Origin of the sequence: Streptomyces sp. NPDC093018 (assembly GCF_040684035.1) — a bacterium.
Lineage (GTDB): Bacteria > Actinomycetota > Actinomycetes > Streptomycetales > Streptomycetaceae > Streptomyces > Streptomyces murinus.
This window is the reverse complement of the sequence record NZ_JBFBFF010000017.1, coordinates 108,472-128,755: the sequence shown is the minus strand read 5'-3', so window position 1 is coordinate 128,755 and position 20,284 is coordinate 108,472. Positions and strand designations below refer to the sequence as shown.

The 20,284-nt window shown below is 72.7% G+C and carries 16 protein-coding genes and 1 tRNA gene; 11 read left to right on the top strand and 6 right to left on the bottom strand.

The window, feature by feature from the left end:
* Window positions 1–25 precede the first annotated feature (25 nt).
* From AB0N90_RS30390 to AB0N90_RS30380, 3 genes are all read left to right on the top strand, one after another.
* On the top strand, window positions 26–928 hold the full coding sequence (locus AB0N90_RS30390; protein WP_361675875.1) for a LysR family transcriptional regulator: 903 nt from the start codon (window positions 26–28) through the stop codon (window positions 926–928).
* A 40-nt stretch (window positions 929–968) separates the two neighbouring features.
* Window positions 969–1,328, top strand: coding sequence for an MmcQ/YjbR family DNA-binding protein (locus AB0N90_RS30385; RefSeq protein WP_365202057.1), 360 nt, complete (start codon window positions 969–971; stop codon window positions 1,326–1,328).
* 710 nt (window positions 1,329–2,038) lie between these two features.
* Entirely contained in the window at window positions 2,039–3,301 is a 1,263-nt protein-coding gene (locus tag AB0N90_RS30380) for an MFS transporter (RefSeq protein ID WP_365202107.1), read from the top strand.
* Between the two features lie 23 nt (window positions 3,302–3,324).
* On the opposite strand, the gene AB0N90_RS30375 is transcribed toward AB0N90_RS30380, so the two are convergent.
* Together AB0N90_RS30375 and AB0N90_RS30370 are read right to left on the bottom strand one after the other, a co-directional pair.
* A complete protein-coding gene (locus tag AB0N90_RS30375; protein ID WP_365202056.1) occupies window positions 3,325–4,236 on the bottom strand; it encodes a transketolase C-terminal domain-containing protein in 912 nt (303 codons plus the stop codon).
* 76 nt (window positions 4,237–4,312) lie between these two features.
* The gene (locus tag AB0N90_RS30370) at window positions 4,313–5,020 is read right to left on the bottom strand and encodes a transketolase (RefSeq protein ID WP_365202055.1); all 708 of its coding nucleotides are present in this window, start codon (window positions 5,018–5,020) and stop codon (window positions 4,313–4,315) included.
* A gap of 126 nt (window positions 5,021–5,146) precedes the next feature.
* On the opposite strand from AB0N90_RS30370, the gene AB0N90_RS30365 reads away from it, so the two are divergent.
* The 3 genes from AB0N90_RS30365 (at window position 5,147) to AB0N90_RS30355 (ending at window position 7,378) form a co-directional block, all read left to right on the top strand.
* Window positions 5,147–5,220: transfer RNA gene (locus AB0N90_RS30365), tRNA-Pro, on the top strand.
* Between the two features lie 164 nt (window positions 5,221–5,384).
* On the top strand, window positions 5,385–6,998 hold the full coding sequence (locus AB0N90_RS30360; RefSeq protein WP_365202053.1) for a phospholipase D-like domain-containing protein: 1,614 nt from the start codon (window positions 5,385–5,387) through the stop codon (window positions 6,996–6,998).
* Between the two features lie 146 nt (window positions 6,999–7,144).
* Window positions 7,145–7,378, top strand: coding sequence for a hypothetical protein (locus AB0N90_RS30355; protein ID WP_365202051.1), 234 nt, complete (start codon window positions 7,145–7,147; stop codon window positions 7,376–7,378).
* Here AB0N90_RS30355 and AB0N90_RS30350 read toward each other — a convergent pair.
* A complete protein-coding gene (locus AB0N90_RS30350) occupies window positions 7,375–7,779 on the bottom strand; it encodes an FKBP-type peptidyl-prolyl cis-trans isomerase (RefSeq protein ID WP_365202049.1) in 405 nt (134 codons plus the stop codon). The genes AB0N90_RS30355 and AB0N90_RS30350 overlap by 4 nt on opposite strands.
* A 282-nt stretch (window positions 7,780–8,061) precedes the next feature.
* Between AB0N90_RS30350 and AB0N90_RS30345 the strand changes: the two genes are divergently transcribed.
* A complete protein-coding gene (locus tag AB0N90_RS30345) occupies window positions 8,062–8,826 on the top strand; it encodes an SDR family oxidoreductase (RefSeq protein WP_361675890.1) in 765 nt (254 codons plus the stop codon).
* 45 nt (window positions 8,827–8,871) lie between these two features.
* On the opposite strand, the gene AB0N90_RS30340 is transcribed toward AB0N90_RS30345, so the two are convergent.
* Both AB0N90_RS30340 and AB0N90_RS30335 read right to left on the bottom strand, forming a co-directional pair.
* A complete protein-coding gene (locus AB0N90_RS30340; protein WP_365202047.1) occupies window positions 8,872–10,113 on the bottom strand; it encodes a cytochrome P450 in 1,242 nt (413 codons plus the stop codon).
* Window positions 10,114–10,923: 810 nt separating this feature from the next.
* On the bottom strand, window positions 10,924–11,685 hold the full coding sequence (locus AB0N90_RS30335; protein ID WP_365202046.1) for an SDR family NAD(P)-dependent oxidoreductase: 762 nt from the start codon (window positions 11,683–11,685) through the stop codon (window positions 10,924–10,926).
* Between the two features lie 158 nt (window positions 11,686–11,843).
* Here AB0N90_RS30335 and AB0N90_RS30330 point away from each other — a divergent pair, with 158 nt between their 5' ends.
* The 4 genes from AB0N90_RS30330 (at window position 11,844) to AB0N90_RS30315 (ending at window position 15,971) form a co-directional block, all read left to right on the top strand.
* Complete coding sequence (locus AB0N90_RS30330; RefSeq protein ID WP_365202045.1) at window positions 11,844–12,722, top strand: helix-turn-helix transcriptional regulator; 879 nt, start codon at window positions 11,844–11,846, stop codon at window positions 12,720–12,722.
* A 9-nt stretch (window positions 12,723–12,731) separates the two neighbouring features.
* The gene (locus AB0N90_RS30325) at window positions 12,732–13,805 is read left to right on the top strand and encodes a trypsin-like peptidase domain-containing protein (RefSeq protein ID WP_365202043.1); all 1,074 of its coding nucleotides are present in this window, start codon (window positions 12,732–12,734) and stop codon (window positions 13,803–13,805) included.
* A gap of 126 nt (window positions 13,806–13,931) precedes the next feature.
* A complete protein-coding gene (locus tag AB0N90_RS30320; protein ID WP_365202042.1) occupies window positions 13,932–14,096 on the top strand; it encodes a hypothetical protein in 165 nt (54 codons plus the stop codon).
* 36 nt (window positions 14,097–14,132) lie between these two features.
* Window positions 14,133–15,971, top strand: coding sequence for an HEXXH motif domain-containing protein (locus AB0N90_RS30315; RefSeq protein ID WP_365202040.1), 1,839 nt, complete (start codon window positions 14,133–14,135; stop codon window positions 15,969–15,971).
* A gap of 72 nt (window positions 15,972–16,043) precedes the next feature.
* Here AB0N90_RS30315 and fxsT read toward each other — a convergent pair whose 3' ends face one another.
* Complete coding sequence (gene fxsT, locus AB0N90_RS30310; protein ID WP_365202039.1) at window positions 16,044–20,015, bottom strand: FxSxx-COOH system tetratricopeptide repeat protein; 3,972 nt, start codon at window positions 20,013–20,015, stop codon at window positions 16,044–16,046.
* Between the last annotated feature and the right edge of the window lie 269 nt (window positions 20,016–20,284).

Sequence of the window (20,284 nt, the reverse complement as noted above, 5' to 3'; positions counted from 1 at the left end):
GGTATCACCTGGGATAATCGGGGGCATGATCGAGGCACGGCGGCTCCACATCCTCCGTGCGGTGGCCGACCACCGCACGGTCACCGCGGCGGCCGCCGCCCTCTATCTCACCCCCTCCGCCGTCTCCCAGCAGCTGACCGCCCTGGAGCAGGAGACCGGCCACCGGCTGGTCGAACGGGGCGCCAAGGGCGTACGGCTCACCCCGGCGGGCGAGATCCTGCTCGGCCACACCAACGCGGTCCTCGCCCAGCTGGAGCGCGCCGAGGCGGAACTCGCGGCGTACGGCTCGGGCGAGGCCGGGACGGTCACCGTGGCGGCCTTCGCGACCGGCATCGCCCAGGTCGTGGCCCCCGCGGTGGCCCGCCTCGCCGGCACCGCGCCCGGCATCCGCATCCGGGTCCAGGACGCGGAGGGCGACGCCAGCCTGCCGATGGTCCTGGACCGGCAGGTGGACGTGGCGGTGGCCGTCGAGTACCGGGGCGCACCGGCGGCCGACGACCCCCGGCTCACCCATGTGCCGCTGTACGCCGAGCCGTTCGACGCCGTGGTCCCGGTCGGTCACCGGCTCGCCGACTCGGCCGAGGTCCCGCTCGCCGAGCTGGCCAAGGACCCCTGGATCGGGCCCTACCCCGGCAACCCGTGCCACGACGTCGTCGTACTCGCCTGCGAGAGCGCGGGATTCCAGCCCCGCCTCGAACACTCCTCCGACGACTTCCGCGCCGTCGTCGCCCTCGCCTCCGCCGACGCGGGCGTGGCCCTCGTCCCGCGTTCCGCCCTGCGCGGCATGGACCTCAGCGATGTGGTCGTACGCCCGGTCGACGGCGTGGCCCCCACCCGCCGTGTCTTCGCCGCGGTGCGCCGGGGCGCGGAGGGGCATCCGCTGATCAGGCCGGTGCTGGCGGCGCTGGGCGGGGCGGCGGGGGGCTGACCGCCGGGCATTGTCAGTGGCGGGCGCTACGGTGCGTGGCATGCCGGATGCCGAAGCCGTACGACGTATCGCGCTGTCCTTCCCCGACACCTCGGAGAAGACCGCCTGGAACATGCCCACCTTCCGGGTGGCCGGGAAGATGTTCGCGACCCTGCCCGAGGACGAGACGTCCGTCGCCGTGCGCTGCCCGAAGGAGGAGCGGGACGAACTGGTGCTGGCCGAGCCGGAGAAGTTCTGGATCGCCGGGCACGAGGCGCAGTTCGCCTGGATCAGGGCCCGCCTCGCCACCCTGGAGGACGAGGCCGAACTCCGGGACATCCTCGCCGACTCCTGGCGCCAGGCCGCCCCACCCCGACTCCTGGAATCCCACCCGGAGTTGGGCCACCCGCCCACCCACTGAAAATCCCGGTGGCCCGGGAAGGCGGCATGGCATGATCCCGCGCGGTCGCCAGGGAGGGAGCCGGAATGGGCGGGGCGGAAACGGACGGGTCTGACGGGACGGGGGACGGCCGGGGCGGACAGCCCGGTGGCGGCCGGGATGGACAGTCCGATGGCGGCTGGGACGGCCAACCCGGTGGCGGTCGGGGTGGGCAGGATGGTGGCGGTCGGCGGGGAGCGGAGCCGGACGTCGGGGCGGCGGGTCGGTCGGCCGGTGAGCCGGAGAACGGGGGAGCGGATCGGCCGGGGGCGGAGTCGGATGCCGCGGTGGTGGGGCGGTCGGGTGGAGGGTCGGACGCCGGGGCGGTGCCGGAGCGGCCGGGCCGGGGGTCGGATGGCGGGGTGGCGGATCGGCCGGGGGTGGAATCGGATGCCGCGGTGGCGGGCGGGTCGGGGCAGAAGTCGGGCGGCGTGGTGGTGGGCCGGGGAGGCGGGCGGCTCGATGGCGTGGTGGTGGGGCGGTCGGGTGGAGGGTCGGACGCCGGGGCGGTGCCGGAGCGGCCGGGCCGGGGGTCGGATGGCGGGGTGGCGGGTCGGGTGGCTCGGGGATCGGACGCTGTGGTGGGCCGGGTGGGCGGGGCGGTAGCAGGTTCGTCGGAGGGGGAGGCGGCCGTCGAGGTGGTGGGCCGGGTCGGCGGGGAGCCGGGGGCCGGGGTGGCGGGCCGGGCGGGGCTGCGAGCGGCTGGGGCACAGGGCCCGGGGGAGCGGGGCCGGAGCGTCTGGTCGAGAGACTTCGGGCTGTTCTTCGTGGCGCGGGCCGTGGCGCGGCTCGGCGACACCATGCTGCCGGTGGCGCTGGCCGCCGGACTGCTGGAGCGCGGGTACGGCGCGGGCGCGGTGGGGCTCGCCATGGCCGCGTCGACCGCGGCCTTCGCCGGACTCGTCGTCTTCGGCGGGGTGATCGCCGACCGGTTCAGCACCCGCCGTCTGATGATCGGCGCCGACCTGACCCGGGTCTGCACCCAGTCCCTCGCCGCGGGCCTGTTCTTCGCCGGGCACGTGGTGCTCTGGGAACTGTGCGTCATCGGCTTCGTCAACGGCGTGGCCGCCGCCGTGTTCCAGCCCGGCGTGGCCAGCACACTGCCCCGGCTCGCCGCCGACGTCCAGGGCGCCAACGCGGCGATCCGCATCGCCGAGTCCGCCGCCCAGCTCGCCGGGCCGGCCTTCGCCGGTCTCCTCGTCGGCTTCGCCTCACCCGGTGGGGTGTTCGCCGCCCACGCCGGGACCTACGCGGTCAGCGCCCTGTGCCTGCTGCTGCTCCGGCTGCGCCCGCTGCCCCCGGACACCCTCGTCGCCACCGGCCGCGCCCTGCGCGACTTCCGCACCGATCTGGTGCGCGGCTGGCGGGAGTTCAGGTCCCGCACCTGGCTGTGGGCCGTGATCGCCATCTGGTGCCTGTACATGATCGCCGTGAACGGCCCGGTCGTCCCGCTGGTCGCCACCCAGGTCGTCCAGCACCACGGCGCCCGCGCCTACGGCCTGGTCAACTCGGCCCTCGGCGCCGGCACCGTCGCCGGCGGCCTGCTCGCCCTGCGGCTGCGCCCCCGCCGCATGCTCAGGGCGGGCGCGCTGTCCCTGTGCCTGTACTTCACCTTCCCGGGCGCCGTCGGCCTCGGTCTCGGCGTCCCGGCCATGTCGGCGGGCGCCGCGCTCGCCGGGGCCGGGATGTCCTTCTGGGGCGTGATGTGGGCGACGAGCGTCCTGACCCAGGTGCCGCCCGAGACCCTCAACCGCATCCACGCCTACGACGTCGCGGGCTCCCTCGCCATGATGCCGGTCGGCCAGGCCCTCGCGGGCCCCGCGGCCGTCCTGCTGGGCGCCGACCGGGTGCTGCTGGTCGCCGCGGTGACCAGCCTCGCCGTGGTCGCGCTGCTCCTCGCCGTCCCCGCGATCCGCGACCTGGTACGAGCGGACGCGTCCCCCGCACCGAGCTGACGCCGCATCGCGCCCGCCCCGCCTCACACCCGGGCGCGCGCCCCCAGGAACCCCCCGATCCGCTCCCGCAGGCTCCGCGCGTCCAGGCCGTGCGCGGCGGTGTGCTCCTCGACGGTGCCGTAACGGCGCAGCTCCCGGCGGCCGACCCCGAGGCCGAGGACCCGGTGCGGGAGGTCCGCGAGGGCGTCGTTCACCGCGGCGGTCGACGTGCCCGCGAGATACGGCTCGACCAGCACCACATCCGTCCCCGCGGCGCCGGCCGCCCGGCGCAGCCCGGCCGCGTCGAACGGTCGTACGGTCGTCGCGTACAGCACGGTCGCATCCATGCCCTCCGTCGCCTCCAGCACCGCGTCCAGCAGCGGGCCCACCGCGACCACCACGCCGGCCCGCCCCTCCCGTACGGTCACGAACCGCTCGCCGTCGACCGGCAGCGCCCGCCGGTTGGACTGCACGGACAGTCGTACGTACACCCGGTCGTCGCCCGCCCCGACCGCGTGCCGCAGCAGGGTCTCGGCCTCGTCGGGGTGCCCCGGCACCTGTACGGTCCAGCCGTCCAGGGTGTCCATCAGGGCCACGTCGCCCGGCGCCATATGGGTGAACCCGCCGGCCGGCCAGTCGAAGGAGGCGGCCGCGCTCACCAGTACGGCCCCCGTGCCCTGATGCCCGAAGTCCAGCTTGACCTGCTCGAACGGTCGTTCCACCAGAAAACTGGCGAACGTGTGCACGACGGGCCGCAGCCCGGTCAGCGCCATCCCGGCCGCCGCCCCCACCAGCAACTGCTCGCGGATGCCGACGTTGATCACCCGTTCGGGATGCCGGGCGATGGCCTCGTGGAAGGCGTCCTTGCCGATCTCGGCGAGGACCACCGCGACCCGCGGGTCCTCGTCCAGGAGCCGGGAGACGACGGGAGCGAAACGGTCACGCATGGTGTCCATGGAGATGTCGCCCTTTCGGAGCGTGAGGGAAAGTCGGAGCGTCAGGAGGAATGAGGCGTTGGGAGAAGTGGGGCGCTCAGGCGTTCTTCGGCTCGACCCGGGCCACGACCACGTGCGGCCGTCCCGGATGCGGCGCCGTGAACGCCTCGTACAGCGCCGTGTGGTCCCGTCCGTCGACGGTCGCCGCCGACCAGCCCGCGGCCTCGAACCGGGCGGCGATCCCGCCGGGCCGCGCATGGCTGGCGGAGGAGTTGTCCACCACGACGGTGTGCAGCCGGTCGAGCCCCGCGGGCCCCGCGAAGGCGATGGCCTCGTGATTGCTGCCCTCGTCCAGCTCGGCGTCCCCGATCAGCACCCAGACCGCCGGATCGCCGAGGCCCTGGGCGCGCAGCCCCAGCGCGGTCCCCACCCCGATGGGCAGCCCGTGCCCGAGGGATCCGCTGCCGATCTCCGCCCCGGGCACCAGCAGCCGGTCCGGGTGGTGGCCGAGCGGGGAGTCGTACCCGCCGAACCCGGGCAGCCATTCGACCGGCAGGAACCCCTTGGCGGCCAGCACCGCGTAGTACGCCATCGGCCCGTGCCCCTTGCTCAGCAGGAACCGGTCCCGGCCCGGATCCGCCGTCCGCTCCGGGGTGACGCGCAGTACCCGGTCGTAGAGCACCCACAGCACATCGAGCGTGGAGGTGGCCGCCGGGCCGTGCTTCTCGTCCCCGGTCATCAGGCTCATCAGCCCGGGCAGGTCGGCGTACGCGTGGGCGCGGTGGTCGTCCGCTGTGATCGTCATGTACGACAGCGTGCAACCTCGACCAAACTTGAGGTCAACCCCAGGAAGTCGTGCGCGATCACCGAGTCGAGTGCGGTATTGTTTCCCTGCACGTTGCGACCGGCGAAACCGCAGGTCAAACGGCAACGGGACGTGGCGCAGCTTGGTAGCGCACTTGACTGGGGGTCAAGGGGTCGCAGGTTCAAATCCTGTCGTCCCGACTCGAGAGAGTCGCAGATCAGGGGCGGTTTCGGAGAGATCCGAGACCGTCCCTTTTTGATGTGGGTTGCGCGCGGGGTGGCGGACCGGTGCCGGAATGGGACCATCACGCGTCGGGGCACCGCCGAGGCCGGAGACAGGGCCTCTCACCTGGTAATTTCTGTAGATGATCATTTCATTTCGCTTATCCCGTCCGGCTCGGGCCGCTCTCATCTGCGCTCTCGCCCTGACCGTGTTACCCGCCGCGCCCGCCACCGCCGCCGACGCCGAGACTCCTCATCTCGACGCCGTGGAGCGCACATTGCGCGAGGTCTCACCCGGCCTCGAAGGGGATGTGTGGGAGCGGACGGCAGGCAACCGGCTCGACGCCGGGGCGGACGATCCCGCCGGCTGGCTGCTCCAGACTCCCGGCTGCTGGGGTGACGCCGGATGCCGGGACCGCGTCGGCACTCGGCGGCTGCTGGCCAAAATGACCGAGAACATCTCGCGGGCGACGCGGACGGTCGACATCTCCAGCCTGGCGCCCTTCCCTGACGGCGCCTTCCAGGACGCCATCGTCGCGGGCCTGAAGTCGTCCGTGGCCTCCGGGCACCGGCTCAAGGTCAGGGTCCTGGTCGGAGCCGCTCCGGTCTACCACATGACCGTGCTGCCCTCGAAATACCGGGACGACCTGCGCGACAAGCTGGGCCCGGCCGCCGACGCCATCACACTGAACGTCGCCTCGATGACCACGTCGAAGACCGCCTTCTCCTGGAACCACTCCAAACTCCTGGTCGTGGACGGCGAGTCCGCGGTCACCGGCGGCATCAACAACTGGAGGGGCGACTACCTCGACACCGACCATCCGGTCAGCGACGTCGACCTCGCCCTGACCGGCCCCGCCGCCGGGACGGCCGGGCGCTACCTGGACCGGCTGTGGGGCTGGACCTGCCGCAACAAGGCCAACGCCGCCAGCGTGTGGTACGCCGCCTCGGGCGGATCGGACTGCATGGCCACCATGGAACGGGACACGAACCCCCGTGCCGTCCCCGCCACCGGCGATGTGCCGGTGATCGCCGTCGGCGGACTCGGCGTGGGCATGGAGGACTCCGACCCCGCCTCGGCCTGGCGACCGGCCCTGCCGTCCACCTCCGACACCCGGTGCGTGGTCGGCCTGCACGACAACACCAACGGGGACCGCGCCTATGACACGGTCAACCCCGAAGAGAGCGCGCTGCGTTCGCTGATCTCCAGCGCGACCCGGCACATCGAGATCTCCCAGCAGGACCTCAACGCGACCTGCCCGCCAATGCCCCGCTACGACACCCGGGTCTACGACGCCCTCGCCACCAAACTCGCCGACGGCGTGAAGGTGCGGATCGTCGTCAGCGACCCCGCCAACCGTGGCGCCGTCGGCAGCGGAGGCTACTCGCAGATCAAGTCCCTCTCCGAGGTCAGCGGCGCGCTGCGGGACCGACTGGCCCGGATCACCGGTGACGAGACCAGCGCGCGGGCGGCGCTCTGCTCCAACCTCCAGCTCGCGACCTTCCGCAGCTCCCCGAACGCGCGCTGGGCGGACGGGCATCCCTACGCCCAGCACCACAAGCTGGTCTCGGTCGACGGCTCGGCCTTCTACATCGGGTCGAAGAACCTCTACCCGGCGTGGTTGCAGGACTTCGGTTACATCGTGGAGAGCCCCGGCGCGGCCCAGCAGCTCGACGCACAGTTGCTGAGTCCTCAGTGGACCCACTCGAAGGAGACCGCCACGGTCGACTACGAGCGGGGCCTGTGCCACATCTGACGCCCCGCCCAGGCAGCGGACGACGCGGGCCGGGCGCCTACCGCCGCACCGGCTCCGCGCTCGGCGACCTCACGCACGTCGGGCAACCGGGGACATTGCCTTCCCGAGCCCGAGCGAACCGCTTCCGCGCGTGGTGAGCCCCCCCGGTGAACTCTCCTCCGGCCGCCGCCGGTCACCACGACTGCACGCTCGGGGGAACGACCCGGGGCCGCGCCATGCCGGCGTACGCTCCCGCAGGGATCACCGGGCCCGGCACCTTCGCCGCCGGGCCCGGCCAGACCGAGGGCCGTGCCGGAAGAACGGGCACGGCGGTGAATCGTGAGGTCGCGGTCGCCGTGCGGGTGAGCGAGCGGTCGGGGGCGAGCGGTCTGCGGCGCTAGGAGCTGCTCCACCCGGTCGTGCTGGAGTACGAGTCCAGCAGGTCCACCACGAAGACCAGGGTCGTGCCCGCCGGGATCAATGGCGAGGGGGACTGATTGCCGTAGCCGAGACGCGGGGGAATGATGATCTCGCGCCGGCCGCCGACCCTCATCCCCCGCACCCCCCGGTCCCAGCCCTTGATGACCTTGCCGCCGCCCAGGGCGAACTTGTACGGCCGGCCCCGGTCCCAGGAGGCGTCGAACTCCTTCCCGGACTCGAAGGTCACCCCGACGTAGTGGACCCTGACCACCATGCCGGGCTTCACCTCGGGCCCGTCCCCGATGACCAGGTCCCGGACGGTCAGCTCGGTGGGAGCGTCACCCTCCGGGACGTCGACCTCGGGCTTCGTCGGTTCACTCATCGGGCCTCATCACTTTCCGTCGGGAGCCCTCGCACGGGCCGGCCGAACACAGCACACCTGGCCACTCCATGCGGCGGATGGCCACGTTACCGAGCCGGCCCGGGGCCATTGAGACGGACGTGCCCGGTGTGGTGGATGCGGTGGTGCGGAGCGGCTTGTTCCCTCGGCGATCGGACCGTTCAAGATGCGCGGCCCCCGGTGCGGATGAGTCCATGGCATGGCAGGGCCCCGGCGTCCGCCGGACCGTGCCGACCCCGTTCGGAACACCGCAGGAGGGCTGTCATGGCCAGTACCCCGGACAAGACACTCAACGGCAAGGTCGCCTTCGTCGGCGGCGCGTCCCGCAATCTCGGCGGGCTGATCAGCACGACCCTCGGCGCCGAGGGCGCCCTGGTCGCGGTGCACTACAACAGCGAGTCCTCCCGCGCCAAGGCCGAGGACGTCGTCGCCCAGATCAACAAGGGTCCGGGCGAGGCGTTCGCCGTCCAGGCGGACCTGACGAAGGTCGCCGAGGTGGAGCGGGTCTTCGAAGAGGTCCTGGACCGGTTCGGCAAGCTCGACTACAGCATCAACACCGCCGGCATGGTGCTGAAGAAGCCGCTCACCGAGATCACCGAGGAGGAGTACGACCGTATGTTCGCGGTCAACTCCAAGGCCGCGTTCTTCGTGATGCGTGAGGCCGCCCGCCGGATGGACGACGGCGGGAAGATCATCACGGTCGTCACCTCGCTGCTCGCCGCGTACACCGGCCTGTACTCCGTGTACGCGGGCAGCAAGGCGCCGGTCGAGCACTTCACCCGCGCCCTGTCGAAGGAGCTGTTCGGCCGGAACATCTCGGTCAACAACATCGCGCCCGGCCCGATGGACACCTCGTTCTTCTACCCCGCCGAGGACGACGACTCCGTCGCCTACCACAAGTCCTCCGCGATGAACGGCGAGCTCACCAAGATCGACGACATCGTGCCGTGGATCCGCCATCTGCTGACCGACGGATGGTGGGCCAACGGTCAGACGATCTTCCTCAACGGCGGATACACCACGCGCTGACCCCGTCCAGGGCGCGACGGCCGCCCTGCGGGAAGCGGGCGGAGACTATGGCCGGGGGGCGGACGGCGGCCGCAGGCGGACCGGCAGGGTCGTGTGCCCGTTGCTGATCAAGGTCGGCAGCGGCCGCAGTTCCTCGGCGGGCACCGCGAGCCGGGCCTCCGGGAAGCGGGCGAACAACTGGCGCAGGGCGGCGGCGACTTCGAGGCGGGCGAGCGGGGCGCCGAGGCAGAAGTGGACGCCATGGCCGAACGCCAGGTGGTCCTTGGTGGTCCGGGTGGCGTCGAAGCGGTCGGCGTCCGCACCGTGCCAGTCCGGGTGACGGTTGGCGGCGGCGTAGGAGGCGAGGATGGCTTCTCCCGCCCGGATCGTCCTCCCGTCGGGCAGCGGGATGTCCCGGACCGCGAAGCGCATGGGCAAGTGCTTGATGGCCGACTCGTGGCGCAGGGCCTCCTCGACCACGTCCTCCCAGCCGCACCGGCCGGCGTCGACGTGGGCCAGCTGCGCCGGGTCGGTGAGCAGGGATGTGACGGCGTGGTCGATGACGTTGACCATCGTCTCGTACCCGGCGCTGATCATCAGCACCAGGGTGCCGCGCAGTTCGGCGTCCGTCAGGGAACCGCCGTCGCCCTCCTCGTCGCGGGTGGCGATCAGCAGCGAGGTCATGTCGTCGCCGGGCGCGGCACGCTTCGCCGCGATCAGCTCGTCGAACAGCCGGTAGAGGGTGGCCGTGTTCGCCGTCGCCTCCTCGGCGGACAGGGTGGTGGCGAACACCCGGTCCACGACCGTACGGAGCCCGTTCGACCGGGCGGCGGAAAGGCCCATCATCCGGCCGATGACCGCGATCGGCAGCGGATAGGCCAACCGTTCGCGCAGGTCCACCACCTCGCCGGCCGGGAGGGCTTCCAGATCGTCGAGGATGCCGGTGACGAGAGCCTCCACGACGGGGGTGAGGGCGGCGATACGACGGGCCGAGAAGGCCGGGGCGATCAGTCGGCGCAGCCTGCGGTGGTCGCCGCCGTAGGCGGTGAACATGTTGTCGACCGCCACCCAGAGAGCGAGTGGCCAGGTGGGGACCGTGGCGGCGAAGTCCGGCCAGTGCGCTCGCGCGTCCTTGGAGACCGAGGTGCGGGTCAGGAGCTGCTTCAGGAGGTCGGGATCGGAGACGGACCACGCGCTCACCCCGAGGACGTCCACGGGCGTGGCCGCGCCGCGGGCGTACAGCGCCCGGTGCTCGGCGTGGTGGTCGGAACCGGCGGGGTCGAGGACGAGAGGCTGCTCTTCGGTCACGGCCAGGGCTCCTTCGACGGGAGTCGGGAGGGCGAGAGGGCGGTGCGGACACGGGACCGGCGCCTTCGCGCCGAGGCGGGCGTCGCGGGTCACGGGTCGCGGGTCCCGTGGTCGGCGGCTCGCTTGTCAGCGGGCCGGGCGAGGGGCGATCCGTCGTCGGCCAGAAGGCGGAGGCGGAGGCGGAGGCGGAGGCGAACACCGGCGCCGTCGCGGGCATGGACCCGGGCACGGGCCCCGGGCGGCGGTGGGGGCGGTGGCGGTGGGGGCGGCGAGGGCCGAGCAATCCGACGAGCGCCCCGCGCCGCCGGAGCGGCAGGCCCGCACCGTCACCGTGATCGGTCACGATCATCTCTCGCACCGGCTCGGTCATCTCCGACACCAGCTCGGTCTTCTCCGGCACCAGCTCGGTCTTCTCCCGCACCGGCTTCGCCACCCGGTTCGAGGGTTCGGCGTGCGACCGGGGCCGGACGGTCGCGTTCCCCCGGCCGGCCGAGTGCGCCGATCGGCGCGGGTGAGTCCGTCGTCCGTGAGCGGGTTCAGGAGTGCCATGTCCGAACGCCTCCCTGGCGAGGTGTCACGCACCGCGGGCCGCAGGGGAGGCGAAGCCCGGCTTTCCCCCCGGCAGCCGGCCATGCGAGCAGGGTAGACCTCGCAGATCGGGTCGAGGGACGGTGGCCGGGGAAGATACGCCGTAAGGCCCCCTCGGCATCCGTTACCGCGAGTACGGCCCCCGCGCCGTCGTCGTGAAGGGTGTGACAGGAGCCTCCTACCAGGGAGGCAGAAGCGCAGGAGGCCGATGCTCCCCGGGCGTCAGCCCTCGCGCCCGGGGAGCATCGCCAGCGCCCGGGAGCGCTGGGCGACGAGGTCGTCGTACGTGCCGTCGCGCTCGGCCCAGCGGTGCATGAGGACACCCCGCACGAGGATCTCGTCGGGGGTGGGGTCCGTCGCGAGCAGCTCCATGACCTCGGCGGCGAAGGCGTCCAGCGGCAGCGCGTGCGGGTTCACCCGCTCCTGGCCCGCCGTGGCGACCGCCGGGGGGACGAGTTCCACGACGCCGACACCGGTGCCGGCGAGCTGGGCGCGCAGCGCCTCGGAGTAGGCGTGCACCGCGGCCTTCGAGGCGGCGTAACCGGGCATGGGCGGGAAGGGCAGGAAGGCGATGCCGGAGGTGACGGTGACGAAGGTGCCGGCGCCCCGCCCGACCAGATGCGGGGTGAAGGCGTCGAGCACCCGGATGGTGCCGAGCAGGTTGGTCTCGATCGTCGTCCGCGTCGCCTCGAAGTGCGCCGGGTCGCGCAGGTCCTCCATGAGCATGACGCCCGACATGGTCACCACCGTGTCCAGCCCGGGGTGGCGGGCGAGCACGGCGTCACGGGCGGCGGCGACGGAGGAACCGTCGGTGACATCCACCTCGAACGTGCCGAAACCCTCCTCGGCCAGTTCCGCGAGCGCCCGGGGGTTACGGCCGCCGACGGCCACGGTGCTGCCCGCCGCGGCGAACCGCCGGGCCAGCTCCCGCCCGATGCCCGAGGTGCCGCCGACGATGAGAACGGTGCGGTGGGAGAGATCCATGGGATCTTCCTTTCTGCTGAGCTCTTCTCTGCTGAGATCTTCGGGAAGACGGTGCTCCGTCAGTCTTGGCGGCGTCCGCCGCCCGTGGCAGGGCCCCCGTTCTCCCTGGTCCTGCCAGGGCCCCCGCTGGGACACGCGCACCGCATTACGGTGGCCGTATGAAAGACGAGGAATCCGGCAACCGGCTCGGCGCCTATCTGCGCGCCCGGCGTGAGCTGGTCTCCCCGGCGCAGGCGGGACTCCCGCCCGGCGGCAACCGCCGGGTACCCGGGCTGCGCCGCGAGGAGGTCGCCCTGCTCGCCGGAATCAGCCCCGACTACTACCTGCGCCTGGAGCGCGGCCGCGACAAGAACCCCTCACCCCAGGTCCTCGAATCGCTCGCGCGCGTCCTGCGGCTCGACGACATCGAGCGGACGTATCTGCTCGGCCTCGCCGCGGCACGCCCCAGGGCGCCGCGCCGCAAGCGCCCCGAGCATGTACCGGCGCGGGTGCACGAGTTGCTCGCCCACCTCCAGATCCCGGCGTTCGTGGAGGGCCGCGCGTTCGACGTCCTGGCCGCCAACTCGATGGCCGTCGCGCTCTCCCCGCGTCTGACACCTGGTCAGAACCGGCTGCGCTCCCTCCTCCTCGACCCCGAGGAACAGGCCTTCCACCAGGACTGGGCGAAGGCCACCGCCGACTTCGTCGCCGCGCTGCGCGCCACCATCGGGGACGACACCGACGACCCCCGCTTCGTCGAACTCGTCGGTGAACTCGCCCTGTCCAGCAGGCGGTTCCGCACCCTGTGGGCCCGGCACGACGTGCGGAGCCTGGACGGCGGTACGACGACCGTGCACCACCCCGTCGTCGGCGAACTGCGCCTGCACCGCGACAAGCTCCCCGTGGCGGACGTCATCCTCGTCGTCTACTACCCCGACAAGAACAGCGACAGCGACGAGAAGCTACGGCTCCTCGCGGCGCTGACCCACGGGCCGGAACCGGCACCCGAGGCATCACCCGGGGCAGAACGTCGCGTACCCCCGGGGCCCGAGGGGTAGAGGACGGACGTGAGGGGACCGGGGGAAGAGGGGCTGGACGCGGCGCGGGTCGCCGAGGTGCTGGTGGCGGGGACGCCGGGGCGGCGCGGGTCCGGGTACCGGGTCGGGGACGGGCATGTGCTGACGGCCGCCCATGTCGTGGCGGGGACGAGCGCCGTACGGGTACGGTTCGACGCCGACCGGCCGGGGGAGTGGAGCGCCCCCGCGCGGGTCGTGCTCTCGGCCGCGGCCGCCGATGTCGCGCTGCTGGAGATCGAGGACGTACCGACGGACCGCACCGGCGTCGACCCGCCGCGCTATGCCGTCGTACCCGACGCGGACGTGGTGCTGCCCTTCAGCGCGATGGGCTTCCCGCGGTTCAAGCTCCGCGAGAGCGAGAGCGAGAGCGAGAGCGGGGGCGGGGGCGGAGAGGCGCCCGGCCGTTACCGGGACTCCTGTCATGTCACCGGCACCGTCTCGGTCCTGTCCAACCGCCGCGAGGGCACCCTGGAACTGGCGGTCGCCGCCCCGCCCGCCGACCCCGAGCCGCACCGTTCCCCCTGGGAGGGCATGTCCGGCGCGCTCGTGTGGTGGGACGGCGCGGTGATCGGCGTGGTCAGCGCCCACCACCGGGCCGACGGCCTGGGCAGGCTCGCGGCACGGCGGGTGGAGCGGTGGTACGAGTCGTTGTCCGCGGCCGACCTGCAACGGCTCGGGCGGTACGCCGGTCTGCCGTCGCGCGCCGCTCTCGGCCCAACCGACGGCGTCGAGGAGCCCCGCCCGGCCGTCGCTCTCGCGGGGCTGCCGTCCGATCTCCCCTTGCGTGAACTCGTTGAGCTGGTCGAGGCGTTGATCGAGCTACCGGTTCTGCGCAGTGGCAACGGCATGGGATTCGTGCTGGACAGCATCAGCGACCAGGTGGCGGCCAACAGCCCCCGTGATCACCGGCTGCGGATGGACGTCTACGGCGTCGTGCGCACCTGTCTGCGCTATCCGGGAACGCTCGATCAATTCCTGGAGGCGATAAGGCTGTTGGAAGGACCGTCGCCCGAACTGGACCGGATGGACAGCGCGGCGGCGCGGCTCGCCCGCTTTCGCGGCTGACTCGATCTCGCGGCGCCGAAAGGCCGCAGGGTTGCGGGGCGTGCGGTGCTGGGTCATGCTGGTCGAGGCATTGATAGTGCATAACTGGTGTATACGGGAGGGGACTTGGCAGCCTTGGAGCATCCGATGCCTGCCGTCGAGTCCGGTCTCGTCGATCTCTCGGGAATCTCCCTCGAAGCACTGCGCTCCCTGGACGACCGGACCTTCACCGAGTCCCTGGAGCAGCTGCTGCACCACATCGACGGGCCGCAGGCCATCACGCTGTCCTACAGCCCGTCCCGCTTCGACTGAGCGACGAGGTGATCAGCAGGGTGCTGTGGGGGACACGTGGCCGTTGACGCCACGACGACGGGGGAGCGTCTGCCGTACCACCGGCTCTCGGCGGCCGGTCTGCGGTCACTCGCGGCGGGCGAGGGCGACGGTTCGGTCATAGCGGAACTGCTGCGCGCGGAACGCAGCCGTCGGCTCCTGCTGCTGCGGGCACTGCGCAACGGAGCCTCCCCCGACGACACCGGACCGGACGGCACGGACGCCTTCGCGCAGGGCTGGGACCTGCTGGAACGCGCCCAGCGCAGCGCCCCCGAGGTGTGCGAGGACCTGCTGATGTCCCCGAACACCGGTATGTGGGTGTCGCTCGCGGTGCGCCGGATCAGGGGCCGGGTCTACGAGGACGCGCCGCACTGGGTGGTCATGGGTCATCTCGCCGCCCTGGCGGCCGCCGCCGCGGCACGGGCCGGGCTGGAGTTCGACATCACCGTTCCCGTGCGCCGCGGCCTGGTGCCGCTGCCCACGCTGGGCTGCGCGGTCCTGCCGGACCCCGAACCGTGGGGCATCGCCCGGGTCACGGGGCGCGACGGCCGGGTGCGGGTCACGAGCGCGAGCGGTGCCGTGGAGGTTCCCGCCGACCCGGACCGGCACGAGCCGGAGTGGATACCGGTGCGCCGGACGACGCTGGGTTCCGGGGGCCGGGCGAAGCCCCTGGTGCTGGAGGAACTCGACCCCTACCGCACCTTCCCGCACCCGAGCGAGCCCAGCCTGCTGCCACCGGCGGAGGCGGCGTACTGGGAGTCCTCGCTCGCCAAGGCATGGGAAGTGCTGCTCCGCGACGAACCGGAGAGCACCGAGGCGATGCGCCGGGGCCTGATGTCGGTGGCGCCCACCCCCGTGAGAGAAAGGTTTCGGCCGCATAGCAGCACGGCGGGCGACGCCTTCGGCGGTGTCACCGCGTCCCGCCCGGACGACGTCGCCCAACTCGCCGCGACCCTCGTGCACGAGTTCCAGCACACCAAGCTCGGCGGGCTGATGCACCTGGAGCCGCTGACCGAGCCGCCCGCGGACCCCGAGCCGCCCGAGACCCTGCTCTACGCCCCCTGGCGCGACGACCCGCGCCCGCTCGGCGGACTGCTCCAGGGCATCTACGCCTTCTTCGGCGTGACCCGCTTCTGGCGCGCCCACCGGCACACCGCCGACCCGGCCTACGCCCCCCTCGCCCACTTCGAGTTCGCGCTCTGGCGCGCCCAGGTCTGGGCCGCGCTGAACACGGTGCGCGGACACGAACGGCTCACCTCGGTCGGCCGGTACGTGGTCGAGCGCCTCACCGAGCGCTGCGGCGCGTGGCTGACCGAGGAGATTCCCGCGACGCCGCTGCGCCTGGCCGAGGAGGCGGCGGCCGACCATCACGCCCGCTGGCGCGCCCACCATCTGTGCCCACCGGCGAAGGCCGTCGAGGAAGCGGTCCTCGCCTGGCGACAGGGCGCCGACAAGCCGCCTTCGGCGCTCACGGCGGAACCCCTCCTGGTCCCCGACTCCGGGGTCCGCTTCTCGGACAGCACCGCGGTCCTGGCCCGATACCACCTCAGCGACCCCGACGGAGCCTGGCGGCGCCCCGGCGGTGTCGACGGCGCCGACCCGGCCGAAATACGGCTGCTCCACGGCGAACACGCCGAAGCCCGCGCCGCGTTCAGCGAACGGTTGTCGGCCGAGGGAGCACCGGTGTCCGCCTGGCCCGGCCTCGGTCGCGCCCTCGCGGCCGACCCGGTCCACCGGGCCGCCGCCGACATCCTTCGCCATCACCCCGAGCGTGCCCGCGCCGTACAGGACGCGTTGGAGGCGAGGACCGGCCGCCGTGCGGACCCGGTACGCCTGGCGGCCTGGCTGGGGGCCTGACGGCGGAGCGGCGAACGGCCCCGGGACACGGCTGCCGGGGGCCCGCCGGACGGCGCGGACCCCCAGCACCCGTCACAGCGGCAGCGGATCGATGTCGCAGTTGGCCCGCCCGCGCTCCCTGAACTGCACCGTCGCCGGATGCCGCGTCCCCGAGTCCGACTGGAGGCGCGGGGCGTCCAGGACACGCTCCATACGGATCAGGGTGTCCTCACGCAGTGTCCTGCACTCGGCCTCGGCGCCGGTCGCGAGGAGGTCAAGGGACAGATTGGCGGCGCAGGCGAGGGTGGTCGGGTGGTCCTCGCCGAAGGACTCCCGGCACCGGGCCAGCGTCTCCTCGCCACGCCGCCGTGCCTCCTCGTGCCGGCCGACGGCGGCCAGGTCACTGGCCAGGTTGATGGAGCAGACGATGGACAGGGGATGCGCCACGCCGAGCCGGTCGGTGAGCGAGGCGAGCGCCGCCTCGTCCAGCCGCCGTGCCTCCTCGGGCCGGCCGAGCAACCGCAGGGTGACGGCGAGGTCGATGTCCGCGGACAGGACGTGCGGGTGGTGCGGGTCGTAGATCTGCCGGTAGCCCTCGCAGGCCTTCACACCCCGCGTCCGCGCCGCCTGGAGATCGCCGTTCTGCCGCAGCGCGATCGACAGGGCCAGCGCGGAGGCCAGCGACTGGGGATGGGTCTCGCCGTAGCGGCGGGTGAACTGGGCGTGCGCCTCGGTGGCCAGCTCCAGCGACCTCGCGTGGTCGCCCGCCTTGCGGTACGCCTCACTGAGCTGGCGCTTGGCCTCGACCGTGGTGGGGTTGTTGCGGCCGAACACGTCCTGGCAGGCGCTGAGCACGGACTCCTGGAGGGCACGTGCCCCGATGTAGTCCCCCGTCTCGCGGGTGTCGACGGCGACGTGGTTCTCGGAGTGCAGGGTCCGCCGGTCCTCGCGGCCGTACAGCCGCATCTTCAGGCTCAGGGTGCGCAGGTCGAGTTCGAACGCTCCCTTGAAGTCACCCACCAGGCGCAGGCTCACACAGAGGTTGTGCGCGACGTTGAGCGTCGTGGGGTCGTCCTCGCCGAACGCCCGGTGTGCCCGGTCGTACGCGATCCGGTCCAGCTCGGCGCCGGTGGCGAACCTGCCCTCCACGCGCCGTACCGCCGCCTCCAGCTGGATCGCGTCGAGCGCGTCCTCGCGGTTGTCCTCGACATCCGGGGGGGCGGTGCGCTCGTACACCTCCCGCAGGTGGCTGACGAGCCGCGCCGCGTCGTCGAACCGGCCCACCACCCAGTACATGAAGCACAGCCACTGCCCCATCAGCAGGGTCTGCTGATCCTCCTCGCCGAAGATGTCAAGCCAGGACTTCCAGGCCTGTTCGGAGAAGTCGAGGGACACCTCGTGGTCGCCCCACCAGTACAGGTACTCCGCGATGTTGCGCACCAGTTGGCGCACCCAGGGCTGGTCGGACCTGATGGCACCGGCGGCGATGACATGGCTGTACAGCTCCGCGTACCGGGGCCAACTCGCCGGTTCCATCGGCGCCTTCGGGTCCGCCGCCGCCAGCAGCGTATGCGCCCCGTGCCGCATCCGCGCCTGCTCCTCGGGCGACATGCGGTTGTTGAGGACCAGCTGCACCAGGCGGTGCATCTCGATGGAGTTCGTACGGTGGTCGATCCGCGCCAGCGAGTACCGGTTGACCTCTCTTATGGCGCGGGCGAGCCGCATCGGGTCGTTCAGGGCGGCGTCCAGCTCCGGGAAGATGCTGCTGTTGCCGAGACCGGAGAAGATGGAGCGGGAGATCGGGTCGGGCGCGAAGTAGGAGCACAGCTGGAGCAGCCGCAGGGCCGCGGGGCTGCGGGTCTCCAGATGGTCGAGGGACACGTTCCAGGCGGCGGCGACGGGGAGCTGGTAGTCCGGCGGCGGAGCCACCTCCAGCAGCTCCATGCGCTTGTTCTCGAACAGCCGCAGATACTCGGACGCCGGCATCCCGGTCTCGGCCCGCCAGGCGGCGGCCTGTTCGAGGGCCAGCGGCAGATCGCCCAGCGCCTCGGCCAGCGCGTCGGCCTCCTCCTCGCGCAGCGGCGGCCCGGAACGGCGCAGCAGCTCCTTGCTCTCCTCCCGGGTGAACACATCCACTTCGAGGGAGCCGCCCACCTGCCCCCAGCGGCGGTTGCGGGAGGTGACGAGGATGGTGCCGTGGCCGCCCTGCGGGAAGTAGTGGCGCACCTGTTCGGGGTTGTCGGCGTTGTCGAAGATGAGCAGCCAGCGGGAGTACGGCCGGCCCTCCCGCAGTGCCTCCCGCACCGCCGGGCCCGCGATATTGGCCTCGGTGGTGGTCACCAGGCCCAGCCGCTGGGCCAGTTCCACCAGCGCCTGGCCGATCTGTCCGGGCCGCTCGGAGGGGATCCACCACACGATGTCGTACTCGGACTGGTGCCGGTAGGCGTACTCGATCGCGAGCTGGGTCTTGCCGACGCCGCCCATGCCGTGGATCGCCTCCGGCAGCACCGTGGTGGTGCCCTCCCGCAGCCGCTGGTCGAGCAGCTCCAGCAGCTCGTCGCGCCCGGTGAAGTTGGGGTTGCGCGGCGGCAGGTTCCCCCAGACGCGCGGCTGTGCGGTGCGCTCTGCCTCCGCGGTTTCCTGAGGCGGTGTCGGCATCGATGAGGCTCCTTCGGAAACGGTCCGGGATTCCGGCCCGGCGGCGGGCCCGTCCGCGTCGGAGGCCGAGGCGGTCGGCGTGGATCCCGTGGATGTGCGGCGCGTCTTTTCCAGGGTGAACTTCTCCAGGCTGACTGCGTAGCGCCGATCGTGCCAGCTCAGCACCTTGGCCAACATCGCGGCACGCTGGTCGTAGCGCCCCGACAGGGCGCGCAGCGCGGTCAGCTCCACCCGGAGGAAGACGATGTTGCGGCTGTTGACGCCGGGCATCGCCAGCGTGTCCAGCGGTTCGTCGGGAGCGGGCAGCAGGGAACGGGTCGTCTCGTCCCCGGCCAATAACCTCCGGACGTCGTACAGCACCCGGGCGGTCGCGCTGCGGCGGCCCAGCGCCAGCAGTTCCTCGCGGACATCGGGCGCGAAGTCGAACACCACGTCCGTCGGGCCGTCACCGCGCGCCGGTACGGGCCGTACCAGACCGCTCATCAGCAGCTCGGAGACATGCACCGGGCCCGCGTCCGGGGTGGCGGCGACGAGTACCCGGATGACGGGCAGGCTCAGCGGCGCGGCGGCCAGGCGGGTCGCCAGGGTGAACGCCGTCGGGCTGGCCGCGGCCCGGAAATCGGAGACGCGTTCGGCGGCGGGCACCGGGCTGTGCGGATCGGGCACGTCCTGCGCCCAGGGCAGGGCACGCGCCGCGTCGGGCCTGCTCTTCCACTCCCGTGCCTGTACGGCGGCCAGATCCAGCCACTCGGGATCGGCTCCGGACAGCAGCCGGAGCAGCACGGCCGCCCATCGCTCGGACAGCGCCAGCACCGGTACGACGACGGGGGCGGCCGCCTCCGCCTCCGCGTCCCGTCCCTCCTCGCCCCCCGAACCGGCCGGGGCCTCGCGCTCGGCCCAGTTCCAGGCGCTGTTGGCCGCCCAGGGGCGCGGGGAGCGGATCCGCACCCGGTACACGTCGAGCCCGGTGCGGAACCACAGGTGCGGGGGCAGCAGATGGGCCACGGCGACCGGCTGCGCGCGCCCCCATTCGCGCAGCAGCGGATGCACGGTGCCCAGGCGCCAGCCGGTGGCGATGCCGTCGGTCAGCACCAGGACCACCCGGTGGGCGCCCGCGCCGGGCGCGCCCAGCGGCTCCTCGGTGCGCACCTGCGCGGGGTCCGTCTCGTCGGTGCCCAGCAGCCGTACCACCCGCACCCGGGTGAACCGCCCGGCCCGCTCCAGCTCCTCGGCCAGATCGCCCTGGACGGCTCCGTCCCACACCCGCATCGTGGGATGCGCGTCGACGACGAGCACCGCCTCCACGGGATGCGGCCCGCCCTCCCGGCCCAGCCGGCTCAGCACACGGGCGGCCTCCCGGCGGGCCCGCGCGGCCTTGGCCGGTCGCTGTTCGTCGTCATCGTGCATGGGTGCTCTCAAGGCGCCGTAGTGACGGTGAGAGTGCGGTGGAGTCCCGCAGACTCCAGGCATGCGTGACATCCACGCACCCAGCCTCGCAGCGTGGGCACCCCCGAAGCAAGGACGCACGGAAGCACGCGGACGGTGTACGCCGCAGCATGGCGGAAGCAGGGTGGCGGACATGGAACGGACGCGGACCGGTGGAATCACGCCGGTGCATGCCGGGCACCCCCACTCACCACGCGCGGACGGTCGGTGGACACGCGGATCCGGCCGGC

What these genes read in the sequence shown, in the direction of transcription:
- AB0N90_RS30390 (WP_361675875.1), top strand. Translation starts at nt 26, where the DNA reads ATGATCGAGGCACGGCGGCTCCACATCCTCCGTGCGGTGGCCGACCAC.
- AB0N90_RS30385 (WP_365202057.1), top strand. Translation starts at nt 969, where the DNA reads ATGCCGGATGCCGAAGCCGTACGACGTATCGCGCTGTCCTTCCCCGAC.
- AB0N90_RS30375 (WP_365202056.1), bottom strand. Translation starts at nt 4,236, where the DNA reads ATGGACACCATGCGTGACCGTTTCGCTCCCGTCGTCTCCCGGCTCCTG.
- AB0N90_RS30370 (WP_365202055.1), bottom strand. Translation starts at nt 5,020, where the DNA reads ATGACGATCACAGCGGACGACCACCGCGCCCACGCGTACGCCGACCTG.
- AB0N90_RS30360 (WP_365202053.1), top strand. Translation starts at nt 5,385, where the DNA reads ATGATCATTTCATTTCGCTTATCCCGTCCGGCTCGGGCCGCTCTCATC.
- AB0N90_RS30350 (WP_365202049.1), bottom strand. Translation starts at nt 7,779, where the DNA reads ATGAGTGAACCGACGAAGCCCGAGGTCGACGTCCCGGAGGGTGACGCT.
- AB0N90_RS30345 (WP_361675890.1), top strand. Translation starts at nt 8,062, where the DNA reads ATGGCCAGTACCCCGGACAAGACACTCAACGGCAAGGTCGCCTTCGTC.
- AB0N90_RS30335 (WP_365202046.1), bottom strand. Translation starts at nt 11,685, where the DNA reads ATGGATCTCTCCCACCGCACCGTTCTCATCGTCGGCGGCACCTCGGGC.
- AB0N90_RS30330 (WP_365202045.1), top strand. Translation starts at nt 11,844, where the DNA reads ATGAAAGACGAGGAATCCGGCAACCGGCTCGGCGCCTATCTGCGCGCC.
- AB0N90_RS30320 (WP_365202042.1), top strand. Translation starts at nt 13,932, where the DNA reads ATGCCTGCCGTCGAGTCCGGTCTCGTCGATCTCTCGGGAATCTCCCTC.
- fxsT (WP_365202039.1), bottom strand. Translation starts at nt 20,015, where the DNA reads ATGCACGATGACGACGAACAGCGACCGGCCAAGGCCGCGCGGGCCCGC.